16 protein-coding genes are annotated in these 26,940 nt (G+C 71.1%); 5 read left to right on the top strand and 11 right to left on the bottom strand.

Annotated elements, in window-relative coordinates:
• Position 1: 1 nt before the first annotated feature.
• The 3 genes from LHA35_RS05930 to LHA35_RS05920 form a co-directional block, all read right to left on the bottom strand.
• Complete coding sequence (locus LHA35_RS05930) at positions 2-967, bottom strand: tripartite tricarboxylate transporter substrate binding protein (RefSeq protein ID WP_226605748.1); 966 nt, start codon at positions 965-967, stop codon at positions 2-4.
• 81 nt (positions 968-1,048) lie between these two features.
• Entirely contained in the window at positions 1,049-1,429 is a 381-nt protein-coding gene (locus LHA35_RS05925; RefSeq protein ID WP_226605745.1) for a c-type cytochrome, read from the bottom strand.
• Between the two features lie 34 nt (positions 1,430-1,463).
• Positions 1,464-2,459, bottom strand: a complete 996-nt coding sequence (locus LHA35_RS05920) for a Vgb family protein (protein WP_226605743.1) — start codon at positions 2,457-2,459, stop codon at positions 1,464-1,466.
• Positions 2,460-2,699: 240 nt separating this feature from the next.
• Here LHA35_RS05920 and LHA35_RS05915 point away from each other — a divergent pair, with 240 nt between their 5' ends.
• Complete coding sequence (locus LHA35_RS05915) at positions 2,700-3,023, top strand: hypothetical protein (protein WP_226605740.1); 324 nt, start codon at positions 2,700-2,702, stop codon at positions 3,021-3,023.
• A gap of 106 nt (positions 3,024-3,129) precedes the next feature.
• Here the strand turns inward: LHA35_RS05915 and LHA35_RS05910 are convergent, their stop codons facing one another.
• Positions 3,130-4,413 carry an MFS transporter gene (locus tag LHA35_RS05910; RefSeq protein WP_226605737.1) on the bottom strand — a complete coding sequence of 428 codons (1,284 nt, stop codon included), beginning with the start codon at positions 4,411-4,413 and terminating at the stop codon, positions 3,130-3,132.
• Between the two features lie 137 nt (positions 4,414-4,550).
• The gene (locus LHA35_RS05905) at positions 4,551-5,306 is read right to left on the bottom strand and encodes a 2-keto-4-pentenoate hydratase (RefSeq protein ID WP_226605736.1); all 756 of its coding nucleotides are present in this window, start codon (positions 5,304-5,306) and stop codon (positions 4,551-4,553) included.
• 253 nt (positions 5,307-5,559) lie between these two features.
• On the opposite strand from LHA35_RS05905, the gene LHA35_RS05900 reads away from it, so the two are divergent.
• The gene (locus tag LHA35_RS05900; protein ID WP_226605734.1) at positions 5,560-7,890 is read left to right on the top strand and encodes a xanthine dehydrogenase family protein molybdopterin-binding subunit; all 2,331 of its coding nucleotides are present in this window, start codon (positions 5,560-5,562) and stop codon (positions 7,888-7,890) included.
• Between the two features lie 422 nt (positions 7,891-8,312).
• Positions 8,313-9,299, top strand: a complete 987-nt coding sequence (locus LHA35_RS05895) for a Bug family tripartite tricarboxylate transporter substrate binding protein (protein ID WP_226605732.1) — start codon at positions 8,313-8,315, stop codon at positions 9,297-9,299.
• A gap of 236 nt (positions 9,300-9,535) precedes the next feature.
• On the opposite strand, the gene LHA35_RS05890 is transcribed toward LHA35_RS05895, so the two are convergent.
• From LHA35_RS05890 to LHA35_RS05865, 6 genes are read right to left on the bottom strand one after another with little or no spacing between them, the layout of a single operon-like run.
• The gene (locus LHA35_RS05890; protein WP_226605728.1) at positions 9,536-10,879 is read right to left on the bottom strand and encodes an ATP-binding protein; all 1,344 of its coding nucleotides are present in this window, start codon (positions 10,877-10,879) and stop codon (positions 9,536-9,538) included.
• On the bottom strand, positions 10,876-11,637 hold the full coding sequence (locus LHA35_RS05885) for a response regulator (RefSeq protein ID WP_274707755.1): 762 nt from the start codon (positions 11,635-11,637) through the stop codon (positions 10,876-10,878). Before LHA35_RS05885 ends, LHA35_RS05890 begins: the two co-directional genes overlap by 4 nt.
• A gap of 27 nt (positions 11,638-11,664) precedes the next feature.
• On the bottom strand, positions 11,665-12,060 hold the full coding sequence (locus LHA35_RS05880) for a hypothetical protein (RefSeq protein ID WP_226605726.1): 396 nt from the start codon (positions 12,058-12,060) through the stop codon (positions 11,665-11,667).
• A gap of 15 nt (positions 12,061-12,075) precedes the next feature.
• Positions 12,076-15,204, bottom strand: coding sequence for an efflux RND transporter permease subunit (locus LHA35_RS05875; RefSeq protein ID WP_338050843.1), 3,129 nt, complete (start codon positions 15,202-15,204; stop codon positions 12,076-12,078).
• A 3-nt stretch (positions 15,205-15,207) separates the two neighbouring features.
• On the bottom strand, positions 15,208-16,899 hold the full coding sequence (locus LHA35_RS05870) for an efflux RND transporter periplasmic adaptor subunit (protein ID WP_226605723.1): 1,692 nt from the start codon (positions 16,897-16,899) through the stop codon (positions 15,208-15,210).
• Positions 16,896-18,119, bottom strand: coding sequence for a TolC family protein (locus LHA35_RS05865; RefSeq protein ID WP_226605721.1), 1,224 nt, complete (start codon positions 18,117-18,119; stop codon positions 16,896-16,898). The genes LHA35_RS05870 and LHA35_RS05865 overlap by 4 nt, the downstream gene beginning before the upstream one ends.
• A gap of 713 nt (positions 18,120-18,832) precedes the next feature.
• Between LHA35_RS05865 and LHA35_RS05860 the strand changes: the two genes are divergently transcribed.
• Positions 18,833-20,071 (top strand): DNA adenine methylase, encoded by a 1,239-nt coding sequence (locus tag LHA35_RS05860; RefSeq protein WP_226605718.1) that lies wholly within the window; start codon positions 18,833-18,835, stop codon positions 20,069-20,071.
• 728 nt (positions 20,072-20,799) lie between these two features.
• On the top strand, positions 20,800-26,919 hold the full coding sequence (locus LHA35_RS05855) for a DEAD/DEAH box helicase (protein ID WP_226605716.1): 6,120 nt from the start codon (positions 20,800-20,802) through the stop codon (positions 26,917-26,919).
• The last annotated feature ends 21 nt before the right edge of the window (positions 26,920-26,940 follow it).

Raw genomic sequence — 26,940 nt, 5'->3', positions numbered from 1 at the left:
TTCAGCCGCGCTTGCGCACCATGCCGGAGGCATCCAGCGCCGCCTCGACGCCCGGCCGCACCTCCTGCATCAGCTTCATCGCCTCAACCCGGCCCACCGGCCGCGGCGCGATGCTCGCCGCCTGCTGCCGCGCCAGAACCTCCGGGTCGCGCGCCGCGGCCATCAGCGCCCCTTCCAGCCGGTCCCGGATGGCGGGCGGCAGGCCGGCCGGCCCCGCCCAGATGATGAGCTGGCGCGTCGCCGACTCGTAGCCCTGCTCGATCAGCGTCGGCACCTCGGGGAATTCCGGCCAGCGGTCGATGCTGGCGCTGGCCAGCATGCGCAGCTTGTCGCCCTTCACCAGCCCGATCATCTCCGAGGTGCCGGTGTAGCTGTCGATATGCCCGCCCGCGACCTGGCTCGCCGCCTCGGTGATGCTGCTGATCTGCACATAGGTCAGTTGCATGCCGGTCATCCGCGCCAGGTCGAAGAAGCTGACGGCGGAGCCGGGATTGGTGCTGGCGACGGTGAGCGGGCGCCTCCGCCCCTCGGCAATCAAATCGGCGAGCGTGCGGACCTGCGGCAGGGAAGGGCCGACCGGCATGCCGATCCGCAGTTCCGAGGTGATGCCGAGGAAGTCGAAGCTCTCCCAAGGCTTGTAGGGCACGTCCATGGTCAGCGGCGCCACCACCAGCGCAGAGAAGCCCACCAGGCCGAAGGTGTAGCCATCCGGCCTGGACTGGGCGATGCGCGTCGGGCCGAGCGTGCCGCCCGCGCCCGGCGTGTTGCGCACGACGACCGGGACGCCGAGCGACTTCTCCATATGCGCCGCGACCGCGCGCGCGACGAGATCGGTGCCGCCGCCCGGGCCGAAGCCGGTGACGAGCTGGATCTCGCGGTTCGGCCAGCGATCGGCCCCTTGTGCGGCGGCGGCGCGGATGGCGGGCGCCGAGAGCGCGAGGGCGCCCAGCAGGCCTCTGCGGTGCATGGCTTGTCCTCCCCGGGCCGGCCGTCCTGGGATGCGGCCGGGCTTCCTTGCCGGCAGCCTGCCGGGCCGGCGCGCGGGGCGTCAATCGGAATGCGGACGCATCGCCGCCAGGAAGGCCACCACCGCGGCGCGGTCCGCCGCGCCCGGCAGCCCGTTCGCGCCCATCCAGAGGCCGGGGAACATCTCCTCCGGGTCGGCCAGGAAGCGATCGAGCAGGGCGGCATCCCAGGCCTGCCCGGCCTCGCCTGCCGCGAGCAGCGCGGGCGAGTAGTCGAATTCCGGGTCGCCGGCGACGCGCCGGCCGATCAGGCCGGCGAGGTTCGGCCCCGCCCCGGCCGGCCCCCCGGCCGCCGCTGCGTGGCAGGAGGCGCAACGCCGCTCGAACACCTGCCGCCCCTCGGCCGCCATGGCGAGACCGGGCAGCAGCGCGGCCAGCAGCCAGGCGAGGGCGGCGGACCTCATGCGGCCCGGCGGGGAGGATGCGCGCGCCCCGGCATCACAGCCCGTACTGGATGCGGATGATGCGGTCCGTGCCGCTCTCGCCGCCCCAGGCCTCGCCGGCGACGCCATCCATCTGCCGGACATTCGCGCCCGGACGGTCCGAGGGGAAGCCGAGGAACTCCTCCGTCTGCGGGTCGAACCGCAGGATCGCATTGGCCGCGAAATCGGTCAGCCAGACCTTGTCGGAGGGATCGACCCAGACGGAATAGGCGCGCGGCCGCTGCCCCGGCAGTTTCCAGACCTTCCAGGACCCGTCGCGCGGATCGTGCAGGGAGACATTGCCGCTGTTCCACTCGCTGATCCAGAGCCGGCCGGCGCTGTCGGACCAGACGCGGCGGGCGCCCTGGTTCGGCGTTGGCGGCTCCACGATCCGGACGCGGCCGGTCTCCGGGTCCTCGATCTGCGCCAGGTGGTTGCCGGCGAGCGAGACATACCAGAGCGTGCCCTGCGGCGTGCGGGTGATGCCATAGGGGCCGCGGCCGCGCGGCGCCTCCCAGACCTCCATCCGCTCGGCCCCGGGATCGAAGCGGCCATAGATGCCGTTCTGGCCGGTTAACCAGTAGGTGCCGCGCGCATCGAAGACGCCGGTATTGAGGTTGGCATTGGCGAAGCGCTCCGGCAGCGGCCAGAGCCGGACCTTGTGGTCGGCGGGATCGACGCGGGCGATGGCGTTCTGGCCGCCCTCCGTCACCCAGGCCGCGCCGTCCGGCCCGCGGATGACGCCATGCGGCGCCGCGCCCTGGCCGAGCGGGACCACGCGGATGCTGCCGTCGCGCGGGTCCAGCCGGTTCAGCGTGCCGTTGCGCTGGCCGCAGAACCAGAAGCTGCCGTCGCCCGCCGCCGTGATGTCGCGGGCGCCGACGCGGCCACCGCCGGGTGCCGCAGCATCGAACCAGGTGACGCGGTAGCCGGGCGGGACGGGGGCGGTGGCGCGGGCCGCAGACGCGGCGAGGGCCGCGCCGGCAAGGGCGAAGAGGCTGCGGCGCTGCATGCGGGGTCCTCCCTGAGGGCGTGAGGCTGAAGCTGGGGCACATGCGGCGGAACGTCGAGGGGGCGGGCCGGCTTCACCTGCCGCGGCGCCGGCCGGGGACGCTTCGGGCCACCAGCCCACCCGGCCGCCAGGGGGGCCGGGCCGCTGCCCTCGCAATGCCGTCCCACCGCGCCCAGATCGGATCGCAGGCGGGTCCGGCGGCCGCCGCGGCCGGACGGACCCGAGGGAGGGAGAACGGACATGGCAAAAGCCTATCTCATGGTGCGTGCGGTGGTGGCGGAAGCGGCCGACCGGCCGCGCTTCGACCGCTGGTACGAGGCGGAGCACCTGCCCGACGCCGCCCGCGCCTTCGAGACGAAGCGCGCCTGGCGCTGCTGGAGCCGCACCGACCCCTCCGTGCACATCGCCTTCTACGAATTCGCCGATGCGGCGCGGGCGGAGGCGGTGCTCGCCTCGCCCGCGCTGAAGGACCTCGTCGCCGAATTCGACCGCGTCTGGGAGAACCGGGTGATCCGGACGCGCGACCTCCTGGAAGTGGCCGGCGAGTTCCCGGCCGGCGGGTGACGGTCCGCGGCACGACGGCAGCCGCCCTGGCGGCACAGGCCCCGGCCGGGCAGCGGGCGCCGGGTCGGGGGATACCCGGCGGACCACCCCGCGGCGCCTCCGCCGCTCAGGCCACGGCCACCACCACGGGCCGCCGCGGCAGGCTGGCGGCGATGGCGACGCCCAGCAGGTTGCCGGCCAGCGCGATCATCACCGTCGCCGTGTAGCCGCCGGTCAGGTCGAACAGCCGGCCGGCGACGACCGGCAGGGTGATCGCCGCCACGCACCAGGCGGCATAGAGCCGCCCGGCGATCCGGCCATATTGGGTGGCGCCCCAGTAGATCCCGATCGCCGCCGCGGTGCTGCCGCTGACCAGCCCGTAGCCCATACCGATCATCCCGAGCGTCGCCACCGCCACCAGCGGCCCGGGGAACAGCAGCAGCAGCGCATCCCCGGCGAGGGCCAGCACATGCGCCCCGGCCAGGACGAGCGGCGCCGGGAAGCGGTCCGCCAGCCAGCCGCCGCCGATCCGCGCCGCCGCGACGAAGCCGGTGATGGCGGTGGTGGCCGAGAGGGCCAGCGCCGTGGTGCCACCATAGGCCTCCACCATGCCCGCCGCCTGGCCGAGCACGGTGAGCCCGGCCGCGGCGGCCAGGAAGAAGATCAGCCAGAGCCGCCAGAAGATCGAGGCTTGCCGCTCCGGCGGCGGCCCTGCCGGGCTGCCCGCGGGCGGCGCCATGCGCATGCCGGCCGCCGCCGCCAGGAGGGCGGAGACCAGGCCCGCCGCCGCGAGCGTGCCGGCGAGCCCGCCCAGCGTCGGCCGCAGCCCCCATTGCGCCAGCGCCCAGCCGAAGAGCGGCGCGCCGATCATGGCGCCGGCCGGGTAGAGGCTGACGATGAAGCCATTGGCCAGCCCGCGCCTTGCGCTGCCCAGCATCAGGTTCACGCCCTGCAGCAGCACGACATAGGCGACGCCGCCGCCGAGCCCGAACAGCAGGCCGTAGCCCAGGGTGAGCTGCACGATGCCCGGCGCGGTCGCGGCCAGCGCCATGCCGAGCACGGTGACCGCCGTGCTGCCCGCGATCAGCACCGGGGCCGAGGCCATGCGGGCGAACAGCGGCGCGAGGTTCATCCCCAGGGTGAAAGCGACGAGCGCCAGGCCGAAGACGAAGGAGAGCTCGGCCCGGCTGACGGCGAGCACCGCCTCCAGCGGCCGGATGAAGACGCTGAAGGCATAGACGGTGCCGAGCGGCAGGTTCAGCGCCACCACGGCGGCCAGCGCCAGGAGCACGCGCCGGCGCGGCGGCACCGCGGCGGCGGCAGGCGGGGCCGCTCCGGTTGCGTGGGGCGATGTGTCGCCGGCCGTGGGGCCGCCATTGGCCGCGCGGGCCGGGTCAAGGCCCCGGGACATCGGCCCCTCCGACGGTCGGGCCGGCATTCTCCGGGCGAGGCGATGCCGGCCTCCGGCAAGGCACCCCGCCGGCACCGGCCGGGCGGGCGGGAACAAGGCTCCGGGGCGCCGGCCGGGCGCCCCTGTCCCTGCCGTGCTCAGTCAAGATCGACCACCACCTCGCCGAAGCCGGCGAAGCCGCCGGTCACGCGCTGCCCGCCATCCACCCAGAGCAGGCCGGTGCAGCTGCCGGTGGTGACCACCTGCCCCGCTTCCAACTGGAGGCCGAGCGTCGGCAGGTGGTTGGCCAGCCAGACCAGCGGCGTGACCGGATCGCCCGAGGGGTTGCCGCCCACCTTCTCCACCTGCACCGCCCCGCCGCAGGTCTGCCGCACGGTGAGGCCGGCGAGGTCCATGCCACGCCAGCCCGGCACATCCGCGCCCAGCACCAGCCCGGCATGAGCGATGCTGTCGGCCATCGCCTCCAGCGGCGAGACCGCGGCGGGGTCGAGGTAGCGGCTCTCCACCATCTCCATCGCCGGGAAGGCGGCCGCGACGGCGTCCAGCACCTCCTCCCGCGCGTAGGGCGTGGCGCGCTTCGGCAGGCCGCGGCCGAGGCGGAAGGCGATCTCGGTCTCGATGCCGATCTTCTGCCCGGGCGGCACCGGCCAGCGCGCCGGGGCGGGGCGCAGCCCGGCGGCGTCCAGCATGGCGCCGGAGGCGGGCTTGCCGGGCGGGGCGGCGCATTTCCAGCCGCCCGCTGTGGCGCCGAGGCGCCGCAGCACCTCCCGCTGCACCGCCCAGGCCTCGGCCTCGGTCCGCGGCGCGGCGGCGCCGAGACCGGCCAGCTTCGGGGCACCGCGGCGGATGGCGACGAGGAGATCGGCGGCCTGTTCGATGATGCTGTCGGTCATGCGGGGAGTCCGTTGCGTCGCAGGGCGCGCAGCATGGCTGCGGATGCGGCCGGGATGAAGCCCCCTCCCCCGCGCCGGCTTGCCGCCGCCGGCCTGGCCCGCCTAGGCTCGGCCCAGCACGGCCACGCCGCGGCCGCCCATCGGCAGCGCCAGGCGTGGCCCGGCGCGCTTCGCCGGAGGGGTCCGAAGGCGGCACGCCGACCAGCCAAGACCATCGACCGATCCCCGGGAGGATTCGACCTTGCCAGACAGCATGGAGTCCAGTGTCGGCCGCTTCGGCAGCGGCCAGGCGGTGCGGCGCATCGAGGACCGGGCGCTGCTCGCCGGTGCCGGCCGCTTCACCGACGATTTCGCCCCGGCTGGCCTGACGCATCTCCACTTCCTCCGCGCCCCGCATGCGCATGCGCGGATTGCCTCGATCGACACGGCGCCGGCGCTGGCGCTGCCCGGCGTGCTGGCGGTGATCACCGGGGAGGACCTGGCCAGGGCCGGCGTGAAGCCGATGGATGTCACCCTGCCCTTCAAGCGGCCGGACGGCTCGGCGCTGGCGGCGCCGCCGCGGCCGATCCTGGCGCAGGGGCATGTGCGCTTCGTCGGTGAGGCCGTCGCGGCGGTGATCGCCGAAAGCCCGGCCGCGGCGCGCGACGGCGCCGAGGCGGTGCTGGTGGAGTATGAGGAGCTGCCCGCCGTGATCGGGCTGCAAGCGGCCGCCGCGGCCGGTGCCCCGCTGGTCTGGCCGCAGGCGGGCGGCAATGTCGTGGCGGAGACGCGCTACGGCGATGCCGCCGCCACCGAGGCCGCCTTCAGGGCGGCGGCGCATGTCGTCTCGCTCGACCTCGTCAACCAGCGCCTCGCGCCCGTCTCGATGGAGCCGCGCGTGGTGCTGGCCGAGCATGACAGGGTGGATGACCGCATCACCGTGCGGATGAGCAGCCAGATGCCCTCGGGCGCGCGCGACGCCATCGCCAAGGAGGTGCTGGGCATCCCGGCCGAGAAGGTGCGGGTGCTGGTCGGCGATGTCGGCGGCGGCTTCGGCATGAAGACCGGCCTCTACCCCGAGGATGCGGTGGTCGCCTTCGCCGCGAAGCAGCTCGGGCGACCGGTGAAATGGGCGGCGACGCGGCTGGATGACTTCCTCTCGGCCCTGCATGGCCGCGACACCGAGAGCCGGGCAGAGCTGGCGCTGGATGCCGGCGGCAAGGTGCTCGGCTTCCGCGTGCGCACGCTGGCGGATATGGGCGCCTATCCGCGCAACCCGGGCATCGCCATCCAATTGCTGATCGGCCCCTGGGTCTCCACCAGCATCTACGACATCACCACGGTGGACTTCGCCTTCACCGCGATGCTGACCAACACCGCGCCCACCGGTCCCTATCGCGGCGCCGGCCGGCCGGAGGCGATCTACCTGATCGAGCGGCTGCTGGACACGGCGGCGCGCCGGATGGGACTCGACCCCGCCGAGCTGCGCCGGCGCAACATGATCCGCCCCGCGCAGATGCCCTACACCAATGCCATGGGCCAGACCTATGACAGCGGCAGCTTCGAGCAGGTGATGGACCAGGGGCTGAGGCTGGCGGACTGGCAGGGCTTCGCGGCGCGCGCGGAGGCATCGAAGGCACGCGGAAAGATCCGCGGGCGGGGGATCGCTACCTTCCTCGAATGGACCGGCGGCAATGTTTTCGAGGAGCGCGTGACCGTCGCCGTGAAGGGGGATGGCGAGATCGAGATCTACGCGACCACCCAGGCCATGGGCCAGGGCATCGCCACCTCCTACGCCCAGCTTGCGGTCGATGTCTTCGGCGTGCCGATCGAGAGGGTCAATGTGGTGTTCGGCGACAGCGACCGCGGCAGCGGCTTCGGCAGCGCCGGCTCGCGCTCGCTCTTCACCGCCGGCTCCGCCGTGAAGGTCGCCGCCGACAAGACGGTGGACACCGCGAAGGACCTGGCGGCCGATGCGCTGGAGGTGGCGGCGGTGGACCTGGAGTACCGCAACGGCCGCATCCAGGTGGCGGGCACGGACCGCGGCATCGGGCTGTTCGAGCTGGCGGCGAAGCAGCCGGAAGGGCGGATCTTCATCGATTCCACCAGCAGCGTCTCCGGCCCCACCTGGCCGAATGGCTGCCATATCTGCGAGGTGGAGATCGACCCCGAGACCGGCGATGTCGAGATCGCCTCCTATGTCTCGGCCAACGACGCCGGGCGGGTGGTGAACCCGCTGATCGTGGAGGGCCAGATCGCCGGCGGGGCGCTGCAGGGCATCGGCCAGGCCCTGTGCGAGCAGGTGATCTACGACCCGGACTCGGGCCAGCCGCTCTCGGCCAGCTTCATGGACTACGCCATGCCGCGGGCCGACCTGATCGCCGGCTACGTCACCGCGCTCGACCAGTCCGTGCCCTGCCGGACCAACCCGCTCGGCGTGAAGGGCGTGGGCGAGCTCGGCACCATCGGCGCGACGCCGGCGATCGTGAACGCGGTGGCGGATGCGCTGGCGCGGAGCGGGCGAACGGCGGCGGCGGAGGCGCTGCAGATGCCGCTGACGCCGCCGCGGGTCTGGGCGCTGCTGCACGGCGCGGCGGGCGGGTAGAGAAGACCGCGGAAGGCCGTGAACGGCCGGGCGCGTACCCCTGCCCGAAAACAAGAGCACCGGCGGGCAGGCCTTCGGATATGCGCGCCTGTCCGCCGTAGGGCGGATCGCGGAGGGGCGTGAACGCCCCCGGCCGGGACCCTGCGCCGCGGGCCATGGCCCGCGGCGGATTGGCCTTCCGATCCGGACGTCCTCCGCTGCGGAGCAAGACCCGGCCGGGTGGCCCCACCCGGCCGGCGCAACGCGCGCGCAGGCCATGGCCGGGCCTGCGTCACCACGCGCCTTCGCCGGTCCAGCCCCGCAGCCTCCCGCAGCCCCTTTCGGCGGCGTGCCGGCCGGGGCCATGATCATGCCGGCCCGCCGCATGCAAGGCGGGGCGCGCGTTCAACGACAAGACGCGAAGCGTCCGGGGGAGGAGCATCATGACCAGGAAGATCGGCCGGCGCGCCGCGCTGGCCCTCGCCACCCTGCCGGCCATGCCGGCGATCACCCGCGCGCAGGATTTCCCGCAGCGCAACATCACCATCATCGTCCCCTCCGCCCCCGGCGGCACGCTGGACGCGCTGGCGCGCTTCTTCGCCCAGGCGATGGCCCCCGGCCTCGGGCGCAACGTGGTGGTCGAGAATGTCGGCGGCGGCGGCGGCCTGATCGGGATGCTGCGCGCGGCGCGGGCGGAGCCGGATGGCCATACCCTCGCCTTCGGCAATATGGGCGTCATGGCGGTCGGCGCGGTGCTGCACCCGCAGGGCGGCTTCGACCCGCGGCGGGACCTCGCGCCCATCTCCCTCGCCGCCGATGTGCCGATGGTGCTGGCGGCCAGCCCGCGCGGCGGCACCCGCACCCTCGCCGCGCTGCTGGAGCGCCTGCGGCAGGAGGGCGAGAAGGTGACCTTCGGCACCGCCGGCCTCGGCACCACCAGCCATCTCGCGCCCGGCTACCTGCTGCACCTGGCGAAGCTGAAGGGCACGCTCGTGTCCTATCGCGGTGCCGGGCCGGCGATGAACGACCTCGCGGCCGGCGTGGTGGATGCGGTGATCGACCAGACCGTCACCATGATCCCGGCGCATCGCGGCGGCACCGCGGTCGCGCTCGCGGTCAGCGCGCCGCAGCGCCTCCCGCAACTGCCTGATGTCCCGACCTTCGCCGAGGCGGGGCTGCCCGGCTTCGACCTGGTGATCTGGAACGCCTTCGCCGCGCCCGCCGGCACGCCTGCCCCGGTGGTGGCGCGGCTGGCGGAGGCGCTGGAGGCGGCGCAGCGGGACCCGGCCTTGCAGGAGCGGTTGCGCGAGCTGGCGAGCACCGCCCCGCCGCCGGCGGAGCGCGGCCCGGCGGCGATGCAGGCGCGGATCGCGGCGGATATGGCGAAATGGACGGAGATCCTCCGCGCCTCCGGCCTGGCGCGGGAGTAGCGCGCGGTCCGGTCGGGCGCGGCGCGCCGCCCCATCCCGGCGGGCGCGGCCATGATCGCCGAACGGCCTCGCTCCGCAGGATCGGCGTAAGCCCGCTCCGGCGTGGCCGATCCCGGCCGCCGCGCGAAGCGGGCCGCGGCATGCGGTGCCCTGCCCGGAAAGCACGGCCGGCCCATCGAGCAGCGGCCGCGGCGTGCCTTGCAGGGCCAGCACGCGCCGCCGCCCCCCCGTAGCGGTCAGCCCCCGCCGCGCGGCAGGGTGACCACCGCATCCAGCCCGCCGCCCGGCCGGTTGCGCAGGATCACGCCGCCGCCCTCCGCCTCGATCGCCCGGCGCGCGATGGCAAGGCCGAGCCCGACGCCACCCGTCGCCCGGCTGCGCGAGTCATCGAGCCGCCGGAAGGGCTCGAACACCCGCTCCAGCTCCGCCTCGGGGATGCCCGGCCCGTCATCCGAGACGGTGACGGTCAGCGCGCCCACCTGCTCCCGCAGCGCGACGCGCGCCGCGCCGCCATGGCCGAGCGCATTCTCGACCAGGTTGGCGAAGGCGCGCTTCAGCGCGAGGGGGCGGCATTCCAGCTCGGCATGGGCCGGGCCGTCATAGCTGGCCGCGCGGCCGGCATCGGCCGCGTCATCCACCAGCGTGCGCAGCATGGCCGCGAGGTCGGCGCGCTTGCGCGGCTCGCCCCCCTCCTCGCCGCGGAGATAGGCGAGCGTCGCCGCGACCATCGCCTCCATCTCGTCGAGATCGGCATCCATCCGCGCCTGCGCCTCGGCATCCTCCAGGAAGCCGACGCGCAGCCTGAGCCGGGTGATCGGCGTGCGCAGGTCGTGGCTGACGGCGGCCAGCGCCTGGGTGCGGTCCTCCACCAGCCGGTGGATGCGCGCCTGCATGGCGTTGAAGGCGCGCGCCGCGTCATGCACCTCGCTCGGCCCCTCCTCCGGCACCGGCACCGGCGCGCCGCCGCGGCCGAAGCGGTCCGCCGCCTCCGCCAGCCGCCGCAGCGGCCGGGTCAGCCAGCGCACCACCAGGATGGAGGCGAGCACGATGCCGAGCGCCATGGCGCTGAGCGAGGCGAGCGAGGCATGCGCGGCCTCCGCCGGTGCGGGCCGGAAGACCGGCGCGGCGAAGTTCAGCCAGCTTCCGTCGGGCAGGCGCATGGCACCGACGATCAGGTGGCCGCCCACATGCGCGCCCTCATCGGCATAGCCGAGGCGGAGCGCGCCGAGTTCCGGCACCAGGCGCAGCAGCCTCTCCCGCAACGCGCCGAGCGTCGCATCCGGCACGTCCGGCGCGCCCTCCCGCACCGCCGCCCGCGGGCTCCAGTGCACGTCGAGCCCGGCGGAGGAGAGCGCATGCGCCGTCGCGTCCCGCTCCTGCGGCGGCAGCGCCGCGACCGCCCGCTTGGCCGCCGCCAGCCGCTCCGCCACCTGGCGCTCCCGCGCCTCCAGCGCCGCGCCGTGCACCGCGCGCTCATGCAGCCAGACCGAGCCGAGATGGAAGACCGAGAGGCCGACCAGCAGCACGAGGATGGTCCGCCCGGCCAGGGTCCGCGGCCAGAGCCGGGCGGCGAGCCTCACCGCGGCTCGACCTTCGGGACGAAGAGGTAGCCGGCGCCGCGCACGGTCTTGATGATGGTCGGGCTGGCCTCGTCCGGCTCGACCTTGCGGCGCAGCCGGCTGACCTGCACGTCCACGCTGCGGTCGAACGGGTCCGCCAGGCGGTTGCGCGCCAGCTCCAGCAGCTGGTCGCGGGAGAGGACGCGCTGCGGATGCTCGACGAAGGCGAGCAGCAGGTCGTACTCGCCGCCCGAGAGATCGACCACCGCGCCGGTGGGGGAGGTCAGCTCCCGCCGCCCGGTATCCAGCGTCCATCCGGCGAAGCCCAGCAGGCGGCGATGCGCCGGGGCGGCGCCCTCGCCGGGGCGGGGCGCCTGCGCCCGGCGCAGCGCGGCGCGGATGCGGGCCACCAGCTCCCGCCGGCCGAAGGGCTTCGGGATGTAGTCATCGGCGCCGAGCTCGAGGCCCAGCACGCGGTCGGTCTCCTCCGCCCGCGCGGTCAGCATGATGACGGGCAGCGCCGGCCCGCGCCGGGCGCGGATCTCCCTGCAGAGATCCATGCCGGACCGGCCGGGCAGCATGACGTCCAGCAGCACCAGATCGACCGGCGCGTGGTCCAGCGTCTCCCACATCTCCCGCCCGTCGCGCGCGCCGGTGACGCGGAAGCCGTTCTCCTGCAGCAGCCGGGCGATGAGGTGGCGCATCTCGCCGTCATCCTCGACGACGAGCACATGCGCCTCCGGCTCCAGGCCACGGCGGGCGGACTCGGTGCTCTCCATGCAGCGGAGTCTAGGCCGGGCCGGCCGTCACCGCAGGGGGGTGAAGCGGGCCTGGGCGCGGGAGATGCCGGGCCCCGGCACCAGCTGCACCACCACGCGCAGGTCGGGCACCGCATGGAACTCCCCGCGCGCGACGAGCGCGCTGCCATCCGGCCGCGCCTCGAAGGGCAGCGTGTGCTGGTGGCCGCCCGCCAGCACCACGGCATTGCCGCTGGCGCGGCGCGCATCCACCGGCCGGTCATTGTGGTCGAAGAGGAAGAGCACCAGCTCCCCGTCCCGCGCCAGAAGCTCCCCGTGATAGGGGCCGATATCCTGCACCTGGCCGCCATTCGGTCCCCGCGCCCCGGCCGGCATATGGGCGGAAGCCAGGCCGGGCGCGGCCAAGGCGGCGAGCAGGGCGAGGGTGAAGGCACGTCGGGTCATGGCGGGTCTCCCTGGTCAATAGGCCTCGGCGGGGCGGCCGGCCAGCCCGCCCTCGGCCGCGCGGGCGCGCAGCCGGGCGAGCGCCGGGCGCCCGAAGCGGTGGAAGAGCAGCGGCGTCAGCAGCGTATCCAGCAGGGTCGCGCTGACGAGGCCGCCGAAGATGGTGACGGCGACAGGGTGCAGGATCTCCTTGCCCGGCGCCTCGGCGCCGATGAGCAGGGGCACCAGGGCGAGGCCGGCCGAGAGCGCGGTCATCAGCACCGGCGAGAGCCTCTCCCGGCTGCCGCGCAGCACGAGCGCGAGGCCGAAGCGCTCGCCCTCCAGCAGGGCGAGGTTCAGGTAGTGGCTGACCTTCAGGATGCCGTTGCGCGTGGCGATGCCGGTCAGCGTGACGAAGCCGACGAGGGAGGCGACCGAGAGCGGCTGGCCGGCGATCCAGAGCGCCGCGACCGCGCCGACCAGGGCGAGCGGGACATTGCCCATGATGACCAGCGCCAGCACCGCCGAGCGGTAGCGGGAGTAGAGCACCACGAAGATCAGCCCGAGCGAGACGAGGGAGAGCGCCAGGATGGTCCGGTTCGCCTCCTCCTGCGCCTGGAAGCTGCCCTCGAGCGCGGTCGCATAGCCGCGCGGCAGGGGCGTCTCCGCCAGCACCGCGCGGATGCGCTCCACCACCGCGCCGAGATCGGCGCCCGGCGCGGCATTGGCCAGCACGACGATGCGGCGCCGGGCATTCTCCCGCAGGATCTGGTTCGGCCCGTCCGCCTCCTCGACGCGCGCCAGCAGGGACAGCGGCACGCGCCCGCCCGGCGTCTCGACCAGCGCGGCGGCCAGCGCCGCGCCGGTGCGGTCCTCGTCGCGCAGCCGCAGCACCACATCGATGCGGCGCGGGCCGTCCAGCACCTGGCTGACCACCTGGCCGCCGGTCAGCGCCTGCAACGCCTCGGTCAGCTGCGCGGCGGAGACGCCGTAGAGCGCGGCCCGCTCGCGGTCCACGGCGAGGCGGAGCTGCGGGATGCGCACCACGCGCTCGGTCTGCAGGTCGGCGAGGCCGGGCACCTCCGCCTCCAGCCGGGCCCGCAGCCGCTCGGCCAGCGCGATCAGGGTGTCCAGGTCGTCGCCGTGGATCTTGAGCGCGATCTGCGCCCGCACGCCCGAGAGCATGTGGTCCAGCCGGTGGCCAATGGGCTGGCCGATATTGACGGCGGCCGGCAGCATGGCGAGGCGGGCGCGGATATCGGCCAGCACCTCGCCCTTCGGGCGGCCGGGATGCAGGTCCACATCGATCTCGGTGGAATGCACGCCCTCGGCATGCTCGTCCAGCTCGGCGCGGCCGGTGCGGCGGCCGGTGCCCTTCACCTCCGGCACCTGCAGCAGCAGCCGCTCCGCCACGGCGCCGAGCGCGCCGCTCTCGGCGAGGGAGATGCCGGGGCGGAAGGTGAGATTGATGGTCAGCGTGCCCTCATTGAAGGGCGGCAGGAAGGAGCGCGGCAGCAGCGGCACGGTGGCGGCCGCGCCCAGCACCGCGATGCCCGCCACCGCATAGACCAGGGAAGGCCGGCGGAAGGCCCAGAGCAGCAGCCTCTCCTGCCCCGCCTTCAGGCGCCGCAGCAGCCAGCCATCCCCGCGCTCCAGCCGCTTCATCCGCGGCAGGAGGAAGGAGGCGAGCACCGGCGTGACGGTGACGGCGACCAGCAGCGAAGCCAGGATCGAGACGACATAGGCGATGCCGAGCGGCGCGAAGAGCCGGCCCTCGATGCCCGACAGGGCAAAGAGCGGCAGGAAGACCAGCACCACGATCAGCGTGGCATAGACGATGCCGGAGCGTACCTCCCGGCTCGCCGCCGCGATCACCGCCAGCACGGGCAGGGGGTCCGCGCGCTCGCGGTTCTCCCGCAACCGGCGGAGGATGTTCTCCACATCCACCACCGCATCATCCACCAGCTCGCCGATGGCGATGGCCAGGCCGCCCAGCGTCATGGTGTTGATGGAAAGCCCGAGCGCGGTGAAGACCAGCGCCGTCACCAGCACGGAGAGCGGGATGGCCAGCAGCGAGATGGCCGTGGTCCGCACATTCATCAGGAAGGCGAAGAGCACGAGGCCAACCACGACCAGCGCCTCGACCAGCACGCGCTCGACATTGGCGATGGAGGTCTCGATGAAATCGGCCTGGCGGAACTGGATGCGGTCCGCCCGCACGCCCGGCGGCATCGCCCCCTGCAGCTCGGCCAGCGCCCGCTCCACCGCCCGCGTCAGCGCCACGGTGTCGGCGCCGGGCTGCTTCTGGACGGAGAGGATCACGCCCGGCGCACCGTCCAGCCCGGCCTCGCCGCGGCGGAAGCGGGGCGCGAAATCCACCTCGGCGACCTGGCGCAGCAGGATGGGCTGGCCCTGCCGCCAGGCGACCACGGCATCCCGCAGGTCCTCCAGCCGCGTGGTGCGGCCGATATTGCGGATCAGCCACTCCTTCCCCGCCTGGTCCACATAGCCGCCGCCGGTATTGGTGCCGAATTGCCGGAGCGCCGCGGTCAGCTGCTCCTGCGCCACCTCCAGCGCATGCATCCGCGCGAGGTCCGGCACCACGCGGTACTGCCGCACCTCGCCGCCGATCGGGATGACCTGGGAGATGCCGGGGATGGTCAGCAGCCGCGGGCGCACCACCCAGTCCGCCAGGTCGCGCAATTCCATGGGCGGGACGCCCTCGCCGGTCATGCCGACCAGCATGATCTCGCCCATGATGGAGCTGACGGGGGCCATCTGCGGCGCGACGCCGGCGGGCATGCGGTCCCGCACCAAGGCGAGGCGCTCGGCCGCCTGCTGGCGGTTGCGCCAGATATCGGTGCCCCAGTCGAATTCGACGAAGACGATGGAAAGGCCAACGGCGGAGACGGAGCGGACGCGGGTCACGCCCGGCATGCCGTTCATCGCCGTCTCGAGCGGGAAGGTGACGAGCTGCTCCACCTCCTCCGGCGCCAGCCCCTCGGCCTCGGTCATCAGCGTCACGGTCGGGCGGTTGAGGTCGGGGAAGACATCCACCGGGATGCGGGGCAGCAGGAAGAGGCCGTAGCCCGCGACCAGCAGCGCCGCGGCCAGTACCAGCAGCCGGTTGCGCAGGCTGGCGGAGACGAGGAGGTTGAACAGCACGGCTCAGCGCACCTGCGCGACCAGGCCGGCCGCCTGAACCACCACCCGCGCCCCCGGCTCCAGCCCCGCCGCCACCAGCACGCGGCTGGCATCCAGCGGCTCCGTGCGGACCTGGCGCGGGATGAAGCGCTCCGGCGCCGCATGCTCGAAGACCACGGGCGCCCCCTCGGCGGGCCGCACCAGCGCGGCGGCGGGCAGCACGATGCCCTGCACGCGCCGCGCCCCGGCCTCCACCGTCACGGTCACCGGCGCGCCGACGGCAAGGCCGGCCGGCGGCGCGGCGATGCGGAAGTTCAGCGGCACCGCCTGCTGCCGCAGCGCGAGCCCCCGCCCGACGAAATCGAGCGCCAGCCGCTCCCCCGCCGGCCCCGTTGCCGTGGCGCCGGCGATCGGGCCGAAGGCGGTGGCGGGATCGAAGGCCACCGCCTCCACCCAGAGCCGGGCGGGGTCCACCACCTCGAAGACCGTCTCCCGCGCATCCACCACCTGCCCGACCGCGGCGGCAACGGCCGAGACCACGCCGGCGACCGGGGCGCGCAGCGCCTCCCGCCCCGCGATGACGGGGTTCAGCGCGGCGCGGCGTTGGCGCAGGCCCTGCAGCTCGGTCCGGGCATCCTGGATCTCGCGGTCGGCCACCGAGCCCTGCAGCCGGGCGAGGCGGGCGACGCGGGCCTCGGCGATGGTGATCTGGGCATCGAGCTCCGCCGCGCCCTGCTGGAGCTGGCCGCGCTCGGCGGCGCTGTAGATCGGCGCGACCCAGGCCAGCACCTGGCCCTGCTCGACACGCTGGCCGAGCGCGGGCAGCCCCGCCTCGCCCGGCTCGATCCGCCCGGCCTGGCTGGGCTGGACGCGGCCGGTGGCATTGGGGTCGGGCACGACCCGGCCGACCAGACGCGTGGTGGGCGTGGCCTCCCCGGTCTCCGCGATCACCGTCCGGATGCCGAGCAGGCGCTGCGAGGGTTTGGGGACGAAGACCGAGCCATCCGGCAGCCGCCGCGGCGCCTCCATGCCCTGGGCGAGGGCGAGGCCGGGGGCGAGCAGGACCAGCAGGGCGAGGCAGCGCAGCGGGCCGGCGGCGCGGCGCAGCGGCGGTGCCTCCCCGGCGCCGGGAGCGCGGGCGGGGGCAGGTTCCGGCTCCGCCATCGGCGGCAGCGGGCGCGGCGCGGCCAACCGGCCGAGCAGCGCGCCGAGCGCCAGCAGCCCGGCCCCGATGCCAAGCAGCACGGGCTGTTCCCGCACCGTCTCCAGCAGCCCATGCGGCGCGGCGGCCGGCGCGGTCGGCTCCGGCACCGCCAGCGTCCCGGCGAGCAGGTCCATCTCCCCGCCCGCGGTCACGGTGAAGGTCAGGTCATGCGTGCCGGGCCGGGCCAGCGCCTCATGCCGCAGGGCATAGACCGCCTCCGCCACCCGGCGCGCCTCGCCGATCTCCTGCCCATCGAGGCCGACCAGGATCGTCGCGCCGTCCACCGGCGCATTGTCGGCAAAGCGGTCGAGCCAGAGGGTCAGCGCGCCATCCGGGCCGAGCAGGCCGACCAACTCGAAGGCCTCGCTGCTCGCGGTGACGCGCGGCGCGGCGCTGGCGGGCGCGGCGGCGTCCTCCTCACCATGGTCGTGCCCGGCATGGGCGGCGGCGCGGCGCGCGGCCAGCGGCAGCGCGGCGGCGCCGAGGAGGAGGCAGCGGCGGGTCGCGGTCATGGCTCCACCCCCGAGACCTGGTTGAGCTGGGAGACGGCGCGGCCGGCCTCGACCATGGCGCGCCGCCGCGCGGCATCGGCATCCGCCAGGGCGGCGCGGGCGCGCACCAGTTCGACCAGCGGCAATTCGCCGCCGCGATAGGCGCGCTCGACCAGCCCGGCGCGCTCGGCCAGCACGGCGTGCCGCGTCTCGGCGCCACGCGCGAGATCGCGCGCTGCTTCCAGCCGGACGCGGGCGCGGTCCCGGGCGAGGGCCAGGGCACGGTCGAGCTGCGCCGCCTCCGCCTCGGCCGCCGTGATATCGGCCTGGGCGAGCGCCACCCGCTCCCGCACCGCGGGGGCATGGGCGAAGGGGATTCGGACCCCGAGCTGGATGCGGGTGCCATAGGGCTCGTCGAAGCTGCCACGCTCCTGCCGCAGCTGCAGGCCGAGTTCCGGGTCCGGCCGGTCCCGCACCCGGGCAAGGTTGGCATCGGCCCGGCCGGCGGTGGCGGCGGCCCGGACGGCGCGGAGGCGCGGATCCTCGCCCGGCGCCGCGGTGGCGCTGCGGTCGGGCTCGCCGCCCTGCGGCGTGGGCTCGGCGCCGGTCAGGCTGCGGAAGGCCAGCGCCGCCTCGCGCACCGCCGTCTCGCGGTCCCGCAGGGTGAGCTGGGCATCGCGCGCATCGGCCTGGGCCAGCAGCAGGTCGGCCCGCGGGGCGTTGCCGGCACCGACCTGGCGGGCCAGGTCGCGCTCCAGCGCCTGCGCGGCGGCCAGGCGGGCGCGGGCGGCATCGCGCTCGGCGGCGGCGAGGGCCCAGGCCCAGTAGGCGTCGCGCACCTCCCCGGCCAGCAGCAGGCGCTGGCGAGCCTGCCGGGCGGTGAGGCGGAGGCCCTGCGCCTCGGCGCTGCCGCGCAGGGCGGAGGCGGCGCCGGGCAGCCAGACCGGCAGGCCGAGGCTGCCCTCATATTCCCGGAAGCCACGGTTCTGGGTCACGGCATCGCTGCGGTAGCCGAGGCCGAGGATGGGCGCCCCGGGCAGCAGCGCCTCCGCCTGGGCGCGGCGCGCGGTGACGACCTCCCGCTCGGCCTCCAGCGCGCGGAGGTCCGGGCTGAGGGCGAGGGCGCCCTGGAAGCCCTCCCGCACCCCCGCGGCGGCAGCCGGGGCAGCGGCGAGCAACCCGGCCAGCAGGAGGGACAGAGGGGGAAATGGCAGGGCGCGCCATGCCGGGACCGGCGTCATGCCACCCCGGTACGGCCGCAGCACGTCCGCAGCGTTGCCTGGATATGACAAAACATTGCAGCCACCGACGGCGCGGCATTCCGCCGCGGGCACGGGTCATGCCGAGGCCGGATGCGCGCCGCGGCGGGTGCTGCCTGGCTGTCGAAGGCTGATGCCGGCACCCGGTCCGGAACCTGTGCCTGCCAGAGCAGATCGCGGACGGGCGTGAACACCCGGGAGCGTGAATCTGCTCTGCAAACAACGGTCTACAGCGGATTGGCGTTCAGTTCCGAACGCCAATCCGCTGTAGCTGCGGGTGGGACGGGGCCGATCGCCCCCTTTTCCCGCGCCTGGAACGGATCTGCGCGATGCGCTGGCCCTGGATGGCCCGCCTGGCGATGCACCCGGGTCCGCCATGCCTTGCCGGCTTCACCGGCTTCAGGCCGCCGGCGCCGGAGGTGGTACTGCCCATCCGCGGCGCCGTACCGATCCATCCCCGCCAGCCACACAAGCGGTAGCGCCCGGACCGGCGCTGGACTAAGATTCCGTGTGGGCCACCCGATGGGGGCGGTCGTGACGGGGGTCATCGGCACCAATGATCCCCTCCCTCCGACCCGGAGCATCATGCGCGATGTCGTCGGGCATGGCCCTGCCGCCTTGTTCCGGCGCAACAGCAAGACCCGTCGCGCAGAAATGGATGCCGTCTTGAAGGCGCTCCTGGCCCCGGAGACGACATGAGCATGACCGCGCGTGAACTGCTGCGCCGGAGGGCAGACTACACCCACAAGCACAACCTGAAGAGTGGCCGGCACGGGTGGTTGCGCCTGACCCCTGCCTATTCGGTCAAGGTGGTCGAAGACCTGATCGAGCGGTGCGACAGGCCGATGCGTGTATTCGACCCGTTCTCCGGCACGGGGACAACGGCGCTGAGTGCCGCCTACCACGGCCATGAAGGGGTGACGACGGACATCAATCCCTTCCTGGTCTGGCTGGGCCAGGCAAAGATGGCCATCTATACCGATGACATGCTGGCCGCCGCGCGTTCGGCCTGCCGGCGAGCGGTGGAGCTGGTGGAGCGCGCCGACCTGGCCCCGGCGCCGGCGCCGCCGATCCATAACATCAGGCGGTGGTGGTCCCCCCCTGCCCTGACCTTCCTGCAGCGCTTGCGGGCCGCCATCGAGGCCACCACGGCGGCTGCATCGCCCGAGAGGACGCTGCTCCTGATCGCCTTCTGCCGGTCCCTGATTGCGCTCTCGAATGCGGCCTTCAACCATCAGTCCATGTCCTTCAAGGAGGATGGCAACCTGTCGCCTGACCTCGGGATCGACATGCCGCGCCGGTTCACGGACGACGTGCATTTCGTGCTGAAGGGCGCAGCCGAGAACCCGCCCGGCTCGGGCCGGGTCCTTCAGGCCGACAGCAGGAACGCCGCGGCCGTGGTGGAGGGGCCGTTCGAGCGCGTCATCACATCGCCGCCCTATGCCAACCGGATGTCCTATATCCGCGAACTCCGCCCCTACATGTACTGGACCGGGCATCTGGTGAATGGCCGCGATGCCGGCGAACTCGACTGGTCGGCGATTGGCGGCACCTGGGGCATCGCGACCAGCCGCCTGATCGAGTGGAACCGGGCGGATGACCGTTACATGAACCCCGCACTCGACAGCGCGCTGGAGCGGATCGCCCATGCCGACAACAAGAACGGGCGCCTCCTGGCCAACTACGTCGCGAAGTACTTCGACGACATATGGGCTCATTTTCGCGGCCTGACACCCGTGCTGGCTGCGGAGGCGGAGGTTCACTACATCGTCGGGAACTCGACCTTCTACGGGGTGCTCCTGCCCGTGGAAGAGATCTACGCCGCGATGCTGCGCAGCCTGGGCTTCACCGACATCAGGTGCATGCCGCTCCGGAAGCGCAATTCGAAGAAGGAACTGATCGAGTTCGACGTGACGGCACGCTGGCCGGGCTAGAGCAGATCGCCGGAGGCCGTGAACGACCGAAGGCGTGAATCTGCTCGCAAAACAAGGTGCTACAGCGGATGAGCGTTCAGTTCTGAACGCAATTCGCTGTAGTCCCGCATCTCAGCGGTCTGAGAGCCAAGGGCGTCGTCCCATGCCGAGGCCGGCAATCCTGCTCGGCGTCCAGGACGAAGCGGCCGCGCGGGCGAAGGTCCATGTGGCGGGTGGTGGCGGCCCCTTCCGCCTGGCGCGGCAGAGATGTGCACCTGGGCGCAGGTTCCGGTGCATCCGCCCGCATGTTCCGGTGCGCCTTTCGGCAAGGCGCCAAAAGAAAACGCAACAAGCCGGAAATGCCTGAGAGAACTGGTGCCGACACCCGGGATTGAACCGGGGACCTACTGATTACGAAGAAGTGGCATCAATCCGTAGTTTATTGAATTATCTAATGAATTTCAGACCTAACCTGATGCTGTAGTGCCCTGTAGTGTCGGTATGCGTCGATTGAGCCCACAGCCTCCTGCTAGGCTCGGGACCTAGCGCCGCCCGGTTAAGGGACCGTGCCCAGCGAGCGGTCTCACAGCACCTTGCAGCCCTCCCGGAACACGCGGCGGGGCGAACTTCCCAGAAACACGGACACGTTTAGCCCGGCGACACCATCATCCCGCTGCATAAGCGCCTTGGGCCTTCAACCAAACGCATCCATCGGATAGCGTGCTCACAAGCCTGAACCAGGATCTGCGATGCGCCACGAAATTGAGGAAATGCATTCGAGGCTAGCCTCTTATATAGAGGCGACATACCACCTCTCAAATCCCAAGACAGTCCAGATACGTCGCAACCTTCTCAATCAGGCAGGCGGCATTTCACAAGAACCCTACATAGAGAGCACGCCTGTCTACGTTGGCGAGCGCACTTTTGATACACTGGACTTACCCGCATCAGTACGCTCTATGCTGTCGAAGCTGGCCTCTGCCAGTGCCGGTCACCTCTTGTTTGATCCCCCATACGAGCATCAAGCGAAAGCTTTGGAGTTGACGCTAGGGGAGCAGGCCGGCGGAAGTGCTGTGGTGATCACGACGGGGACGGGGTCGGGCAAGACAGAGGCCTTCCTGCTTCCGGTCCTAAGCCGTCTCGCTCAGGAAGCAGCGGAGCGGCCGACCCATTTCGCACATCGGGCGGTGCGCGCCCTACTGCTGTACCCGATGAACGCGTTGGTAAATGATCAGCTTGGCCGTCTGCGCACCCTCTTCGGAGCCAAGGTGACGCGTGATTGGTTTCAGAAGGCAGCGAAGCGACCAGCTAAGTTCGGGCGCTACACGGGCAGAACCCTCTACCCGGGGGTCCGCAGCGGCAAGCGCGACCAAGAGCGCCTTAAGTCTTTGGAGTACTACCTCGCCCTTGAGGATGAGGCACGCAAAGGTAATCAACGAGAGCGCCAGCTCGTCGACAGACTGAAGGAAAAGGGGCGCTGGCCAGCTAAGCCAGACAGCTCGCCTGGCGCTTACGATGGGCTGCGAGGTTGGTTTGGAGAACCGCAAACACGGTGGGAGGACGCTAGCGGAGCGCCGAAGCGGGCAATAGAGCGCCTCCAAGACGCGGAACTACTCACTCGGCATGAAATGCAGGCTGCCGCCCCGGACCTGCTTGTGACCAACTACTCCATGCTGGAGTACATGCTTCTGCGACCACTCGAACGCAGCATATTTGACGAGACCCGTGACTATTTTGAAAGGTTTCCCGAGGAAAAATTCTTTTTCGTTTTGGACGAAGCGCATCTCTACCGCGGCGCGAATGGGACCGAGGTGGCCTACCTCATTCGCCGGTTGCTGGAGCGCTTACAGCTACCCGTATCACGCATCGTCTTCATATGCACGAGTGCTTCCTTCTCGCGAGTGGACGCCGCTGCGTCTTTCGCCTCCAAGCTAGTTGGTGTGCGGCGCGAGCATACGACGGTGCTCACGGGCCGCAAGCAGGTGCTCGCGGGTGCCGGACCGGGCGATGCTCGTCTCGCTGAAGTGCTCGCGCAATGCGACCCGGATCTCCTCAGATCTGCCGACCCTGCCGTGCGTGCCCGCATCATTGAACCACTGCTTGCGTCGAGCACGGCCGCAACGTCCGCTCCGGTTCGCCTCCGCAGACGTGCTTCCGGCGGGAGCTCAACGGTCCATGTGGCGGGATTGGCCGAGGACGGCTCAGCGTTTTCGGAGGCAGTCCAAGTCGCGGATGAGGCGCGCACGAGCGCGAACTTCGCTGCTGTGACGAGCGTTCGGCCCGAGGCAGGGTCGGTCGAGTTCGCCCGCACCGGTGATCGCCCGCTCGGGACGGCGACCACCGATGGCACAAATTGGTCGTTCGACGACCTTGCACTCGCGACCTGGGAGTCCCTCAGCGACCTGCCAGTGCTGAAGCTGGCCAAAAATATCGCCTCTGGAGCGACGGAGGAGGGCGGCTCAGGCCCGATCGGAGGGCCGGCTAAGTCGCTGACTCGTTTGGCCGAACTGCTGTTCCCTGGCGTCGCGCCCGATCTCGCGTTGCCAGCGACCGATGCACTGCTGGAGCTGGCCAGTTTCGCGCGCCCAGCGCCCGGAGCCGCCCCTCTCCTTCCGGCGCGTGCGCACCTGATGTTTCGCGGACTCCCGGGCCTGTGGGCCTGTTCGGATCCTGACTGCGCCCAAGTGCCGGCCGACGTTCGCGGCGGCCCCACGGGAAAGCTCTTCGCAGAGCCGAGGCGCCACTGCGACTGCGGGGCGCAGGTGTATGAACTGCACTCGTGCCGCTCCTGCGGCTTGGCAGTAGCAAGTGCATTCGCCGGGGCACCTGCCGGAGAGCGACACCTGTGGCAGGACGACGGCTCAGCCTACATCGGCGAGAACGACGCGGTCGAGGCGGTTCATGTCTGCCTCGAGCCCCCGTCGGAAAGTGCCATGTCTGACGCCGCCGTTCCGATGCTGCTTGATCCTACGACGGGCCGCCTCAACGGAGCCGGCGAGCATCAGCGCGAGGTCTGGATGCCTGCGCCCTACGGGACAGGTCGCTTTGCCAAGTGTCCGCGGTGCGGAGATGAAGGCAAGATAAGTGACTTGCAGACCAAAGGCGAGGAACCCTTTCAGCAGCTCGTAGCAGTTCAGGTGCTTGAGCAGGCTCCAAGGCCCGACTCCGATGCACCCTTGAAGGGCCGCAAGGCGCTTGTTTTTTCCGATGGTCGACAGAGCGCATCCCGACTCGCGGGCTTGATGAAGACATTTGCGTTCAGAGACGCACTCCGCCCATTGCTGCTCGACGGGATGAAGGAACTCCACACGCCTCGATACGCGCCTACCCTCGACGACGCGCCGCTCGCGGTGGCGCTGAGCGCGGTACGCAAAGGCGTCCGCCTAAGGCCCGTCGGCGACGACACCGGAGCTCTCAACGAATTCGGCCGCCAAGCCGCAGAGCTGCTTGAGGACGCGGAGGCCGAAATAGAGGATATCCGCAACCTTTCCGAGACTACGTCAGGCAACACCCAGCTCTCCGTGTTCCAGAACCTGTATGCGGTCATGCAGGACCGGCACACAGGGCTGAGCTCGCTCGCACTCGCCTCCGTCAAGCCAAAGCTCACAAAGGCAGATGTCGACCGCCTCGCACGGGAACTGAAACTGCCATCTATCTTGAACGCGACAGAAAAGGACGTCCGCGACGCGACGCTCAATCTGTGGCTCTGGAGCGCTCTCCTCGAGCGGTCGATCAAGCTACGTGGCACACCGGGTAACGTGGAAGTTGCAGCTGGAGCATCGTCCATCCGCCGCTGGAGCGGGCGCTTTCCGAAGGGCGTACAGGCGGCATTGGCCAAGGCTGGCCTTGCGGCATGGGGAAAAGATTTCAACAAGGCGGGCGTCACAGCGCTGCGTGCTGTCTTCGCGGGGACAAACGAAGCGACATTCTACATCAACGCCCGGAAGGTCGCGCTACTGGATGGGCGGCACCTATTGTGGCGCCGCTGCGGCACCTGTTCAGCGGTCTCCCCAGACAATCTGTTACTCGCCGGGAATTGCCCGCACTGCGGCGGCCTTACCCGTGTTATGGACCCAGACTCCGACCCGGTTTTCCGAAGCGAAAAGAGTTTCTTCCGGCACAACTGGGAGCGCCTGAGGAATGGGGACGCAACGTACGCTCCGCATCAACTCGTCGCTGAGGAGCACTCGGCGCAACTGAACGACGCAAACACCGTCCGAGCGCTTTCTCGGAACGAAGCGTATGAACTGCGATTCCAGGACGTCCCCGTAATCCACGAGGGGGCCTCGGGAGACCCGATCGACATCCTCAGTTGCACGACGACCATGGAGGTCGGCATCGACATCGGTGGTCTCACCGCCGTCGCACTACGAAACGTGCCCCCTGGTCGGGCGAACTATCAGCAGCGTGCTGGTCGCGCGGGCCGCCGCGGCGCGGGCCTGTCGACAGTGATCATGTTCTGTGGGCCGGATAACCACGACCAAACTTTTTTCCGAGAGCCGGCACCGATGGTGGCCGGACCAGCGCCCGATCCCGTGTTGAACCTAGACAACCCCGTCATCGCGCGTCGGCAGGCGTATGCGTTCCTTCTCGGCCGCTTTCAGCAGGACCGCGCCGACAACGACGTCCAAAACGCTAACATCTTCGAGTCGCTGGGCCACACGGCTGACTTCTTGCGAGGCGATGAGAATAAGTTTTCGTTGGCTGGCCTGCGTCACTGGAGCGAGCAAAAGCGCCCGCAGTTAGAAGATGACATTCGCCGCCTCTTCGTTACATCGTGCTCCGGCCTATGCGCATCGGAAATTGTTCACAGCTTGCCCGATGAGATCGCAATGAGGCTTGGTGACGGAAACGACGCCCCATTGCTGCCTGAAGCCGACGACGCCGATGACTCGGTAGAGGCCGAAGATGCCGATATCGACCAGAATGGCGTGGCTGCGTCGAAGCTTCTCGACCGCCTCTTCGCGGTCGGCCTTATGCCGCGCTACGCTTTCCCGACGGATGTTGCAACTTTTGCCGTCTTTGATGAGACAAAGGACCCGTTTCGCGCGAAGCTCCGCTACTCCCCGCAGCAGGCGCTTAATGCTGCGCTAAGCCAGTACGCACCGGGCAGACAAGTGTGGGTCGATGGCAAGCGGCATATCTCACTTGGCCTTTGGAGTGCCTTCGACGACGAGCGGCTGAAAGCCTACCGTGAGCACAAACTCTACTTCCATTGCCATGAGTGCGATTACGCCGAGCTTCAGGATCGTGGGGGCAGTTATTTCGTCCATCAAACACTTGACTGTCCCGCGTGCGCAGTGCCAGGCGCGCTTGGCCCGTCCAGGCGTTGGGTTCGTCCGACTGGCTTTGCCCATCCTCCCGCAATCCAAGCGGATCCGCCGTCATTGGAGGGAGTTGCCCCCACCCGCGTCACGCGCGCTAAACTTGACGCACCGATCCTGCGCAGTTCACAGCACAACACTGGCCGCACTTGGCCAGTCGGCACGGCATGGGAGGCTTGGAACGATTCACGAGAACTGGTGGTGACCAATCGGGGCACACTCTCATCCGAAAGGTCGGGCTTTCGATATTGCCCCAGCTGTGGCCGAACCGAGCCGGGTGATTTCGACCCTGAGTACAAGCAGTTCGATAAGCCGACGCACGACCGGCCACGGCCTCGCCGTCCGAAGGAGCCAGATCTCTGCAACGGTAAGCCGATCGAGATTGTCCTCGGAAATCGCTTCACGACCGACATCGCCGTCTTCAGGTTGGCCACACCGGCGACATGGGAAATTAGGCCATCATCGCCGGCGACGCTGATCGCAGCTCGTTCGGCGGTCGAGGCGCTGGTCCGGGCCGCTTCGGTGGACTTGGAACCCAATGATATCGACGGTGACTTCAGGTTCGCTCCAGGGCCAGATGGAGCCCGCGTTCTTGACCTCTACCTTTACGATCAGGCCGCCGGAGGTGCGGGCTTTGTGAGGGCAGCCTCTGCAGACCCAGAACGCTTGGCCTGCGATGCCATCCGCATCCTCGACAATTGCTCCTGTGAGGACAGTTGCTACCAGTGCCTACGCTCATTCAAGAATCGCTTTGAGCACAAACACCTGGACCGCAGACTGGGCGGCGACCTCCTACGAGCGTGCTTCCTCGGGGAAGCGCCGCGTCTCTCGCCCCGGTGGATGCTGGCCGGGCTATCCAGGCTTGCCGCCGATGCAAACGACAGCGGCGGGTCCTTTACGAGGCGATCCGGCGGCTTAGTGGATGAAGCGGGCCGGAGGGTAGTTCTGGCTCACCCATTTCTCCCGGCCGATCCCGGCGACGAAGAAGCGGAGCAGTTCGCAGCCGAGTGCCAGGACGTCGTTCCGGTGGACGCGTTGCTCGTGGAGCGCGCGTTGCCCGTCGCCACGGCCATGGCGCTCGGGCGCCGCACAACAAGGCGGCCCGGGCTTAGCCCCTCAGACCGCGGCGTACCGCTGCTGCGACCTGAGGACCTTCGGCATCCGCTCCAGCTTCAGGGTGGACCGCTTTACGATGCTGGGTCGTCCGACCCAGGCGATTTCCTGTTCCGGCTCGACGCGAGAACACTCGACGGACCGAAGGGCGATGGCGAACGACCGGTGCCGAAAGGCTCGCTCTGCCTTTTCCGGCCCTCGCAGGAGCAACCTAATGCCAAGGCCATCTATCTGCTTGTTCGTACCGACGGCAAGGCCTTTGGGGCGACGCAGGCGCCCTGGACCGTTGGGATGGTTCAGTATCTGGCGGATGGAAAGGTGCGCGTAAGGTATCGAGCCGCGGCGGATAGGCTGGAGTGCGTCAGTGAAGTGCTGCCGTCTGCCGGCGCCTTGGCTGCGCTAGCGCGGTTCGTGCGGAAGCAGGGTGATTAGCTTGGCTATCTGTGTTCCTGA

It is taken from the genome of Roseicella aerolata (genome assembly GCF_020523605.1).
Lineage (GTDB): Bacteria > Pseudomonadota > Alphaproteobacteria > Acetobacterales > Acetobacteraceae > Paracraurococcus > Paracraurococcus aerolatus.
The sequence above is the reverse complement of the archived record's forward strand: the minus strand, read 5'-3'. Positions and strand labels throughout refer to the sequence as shown.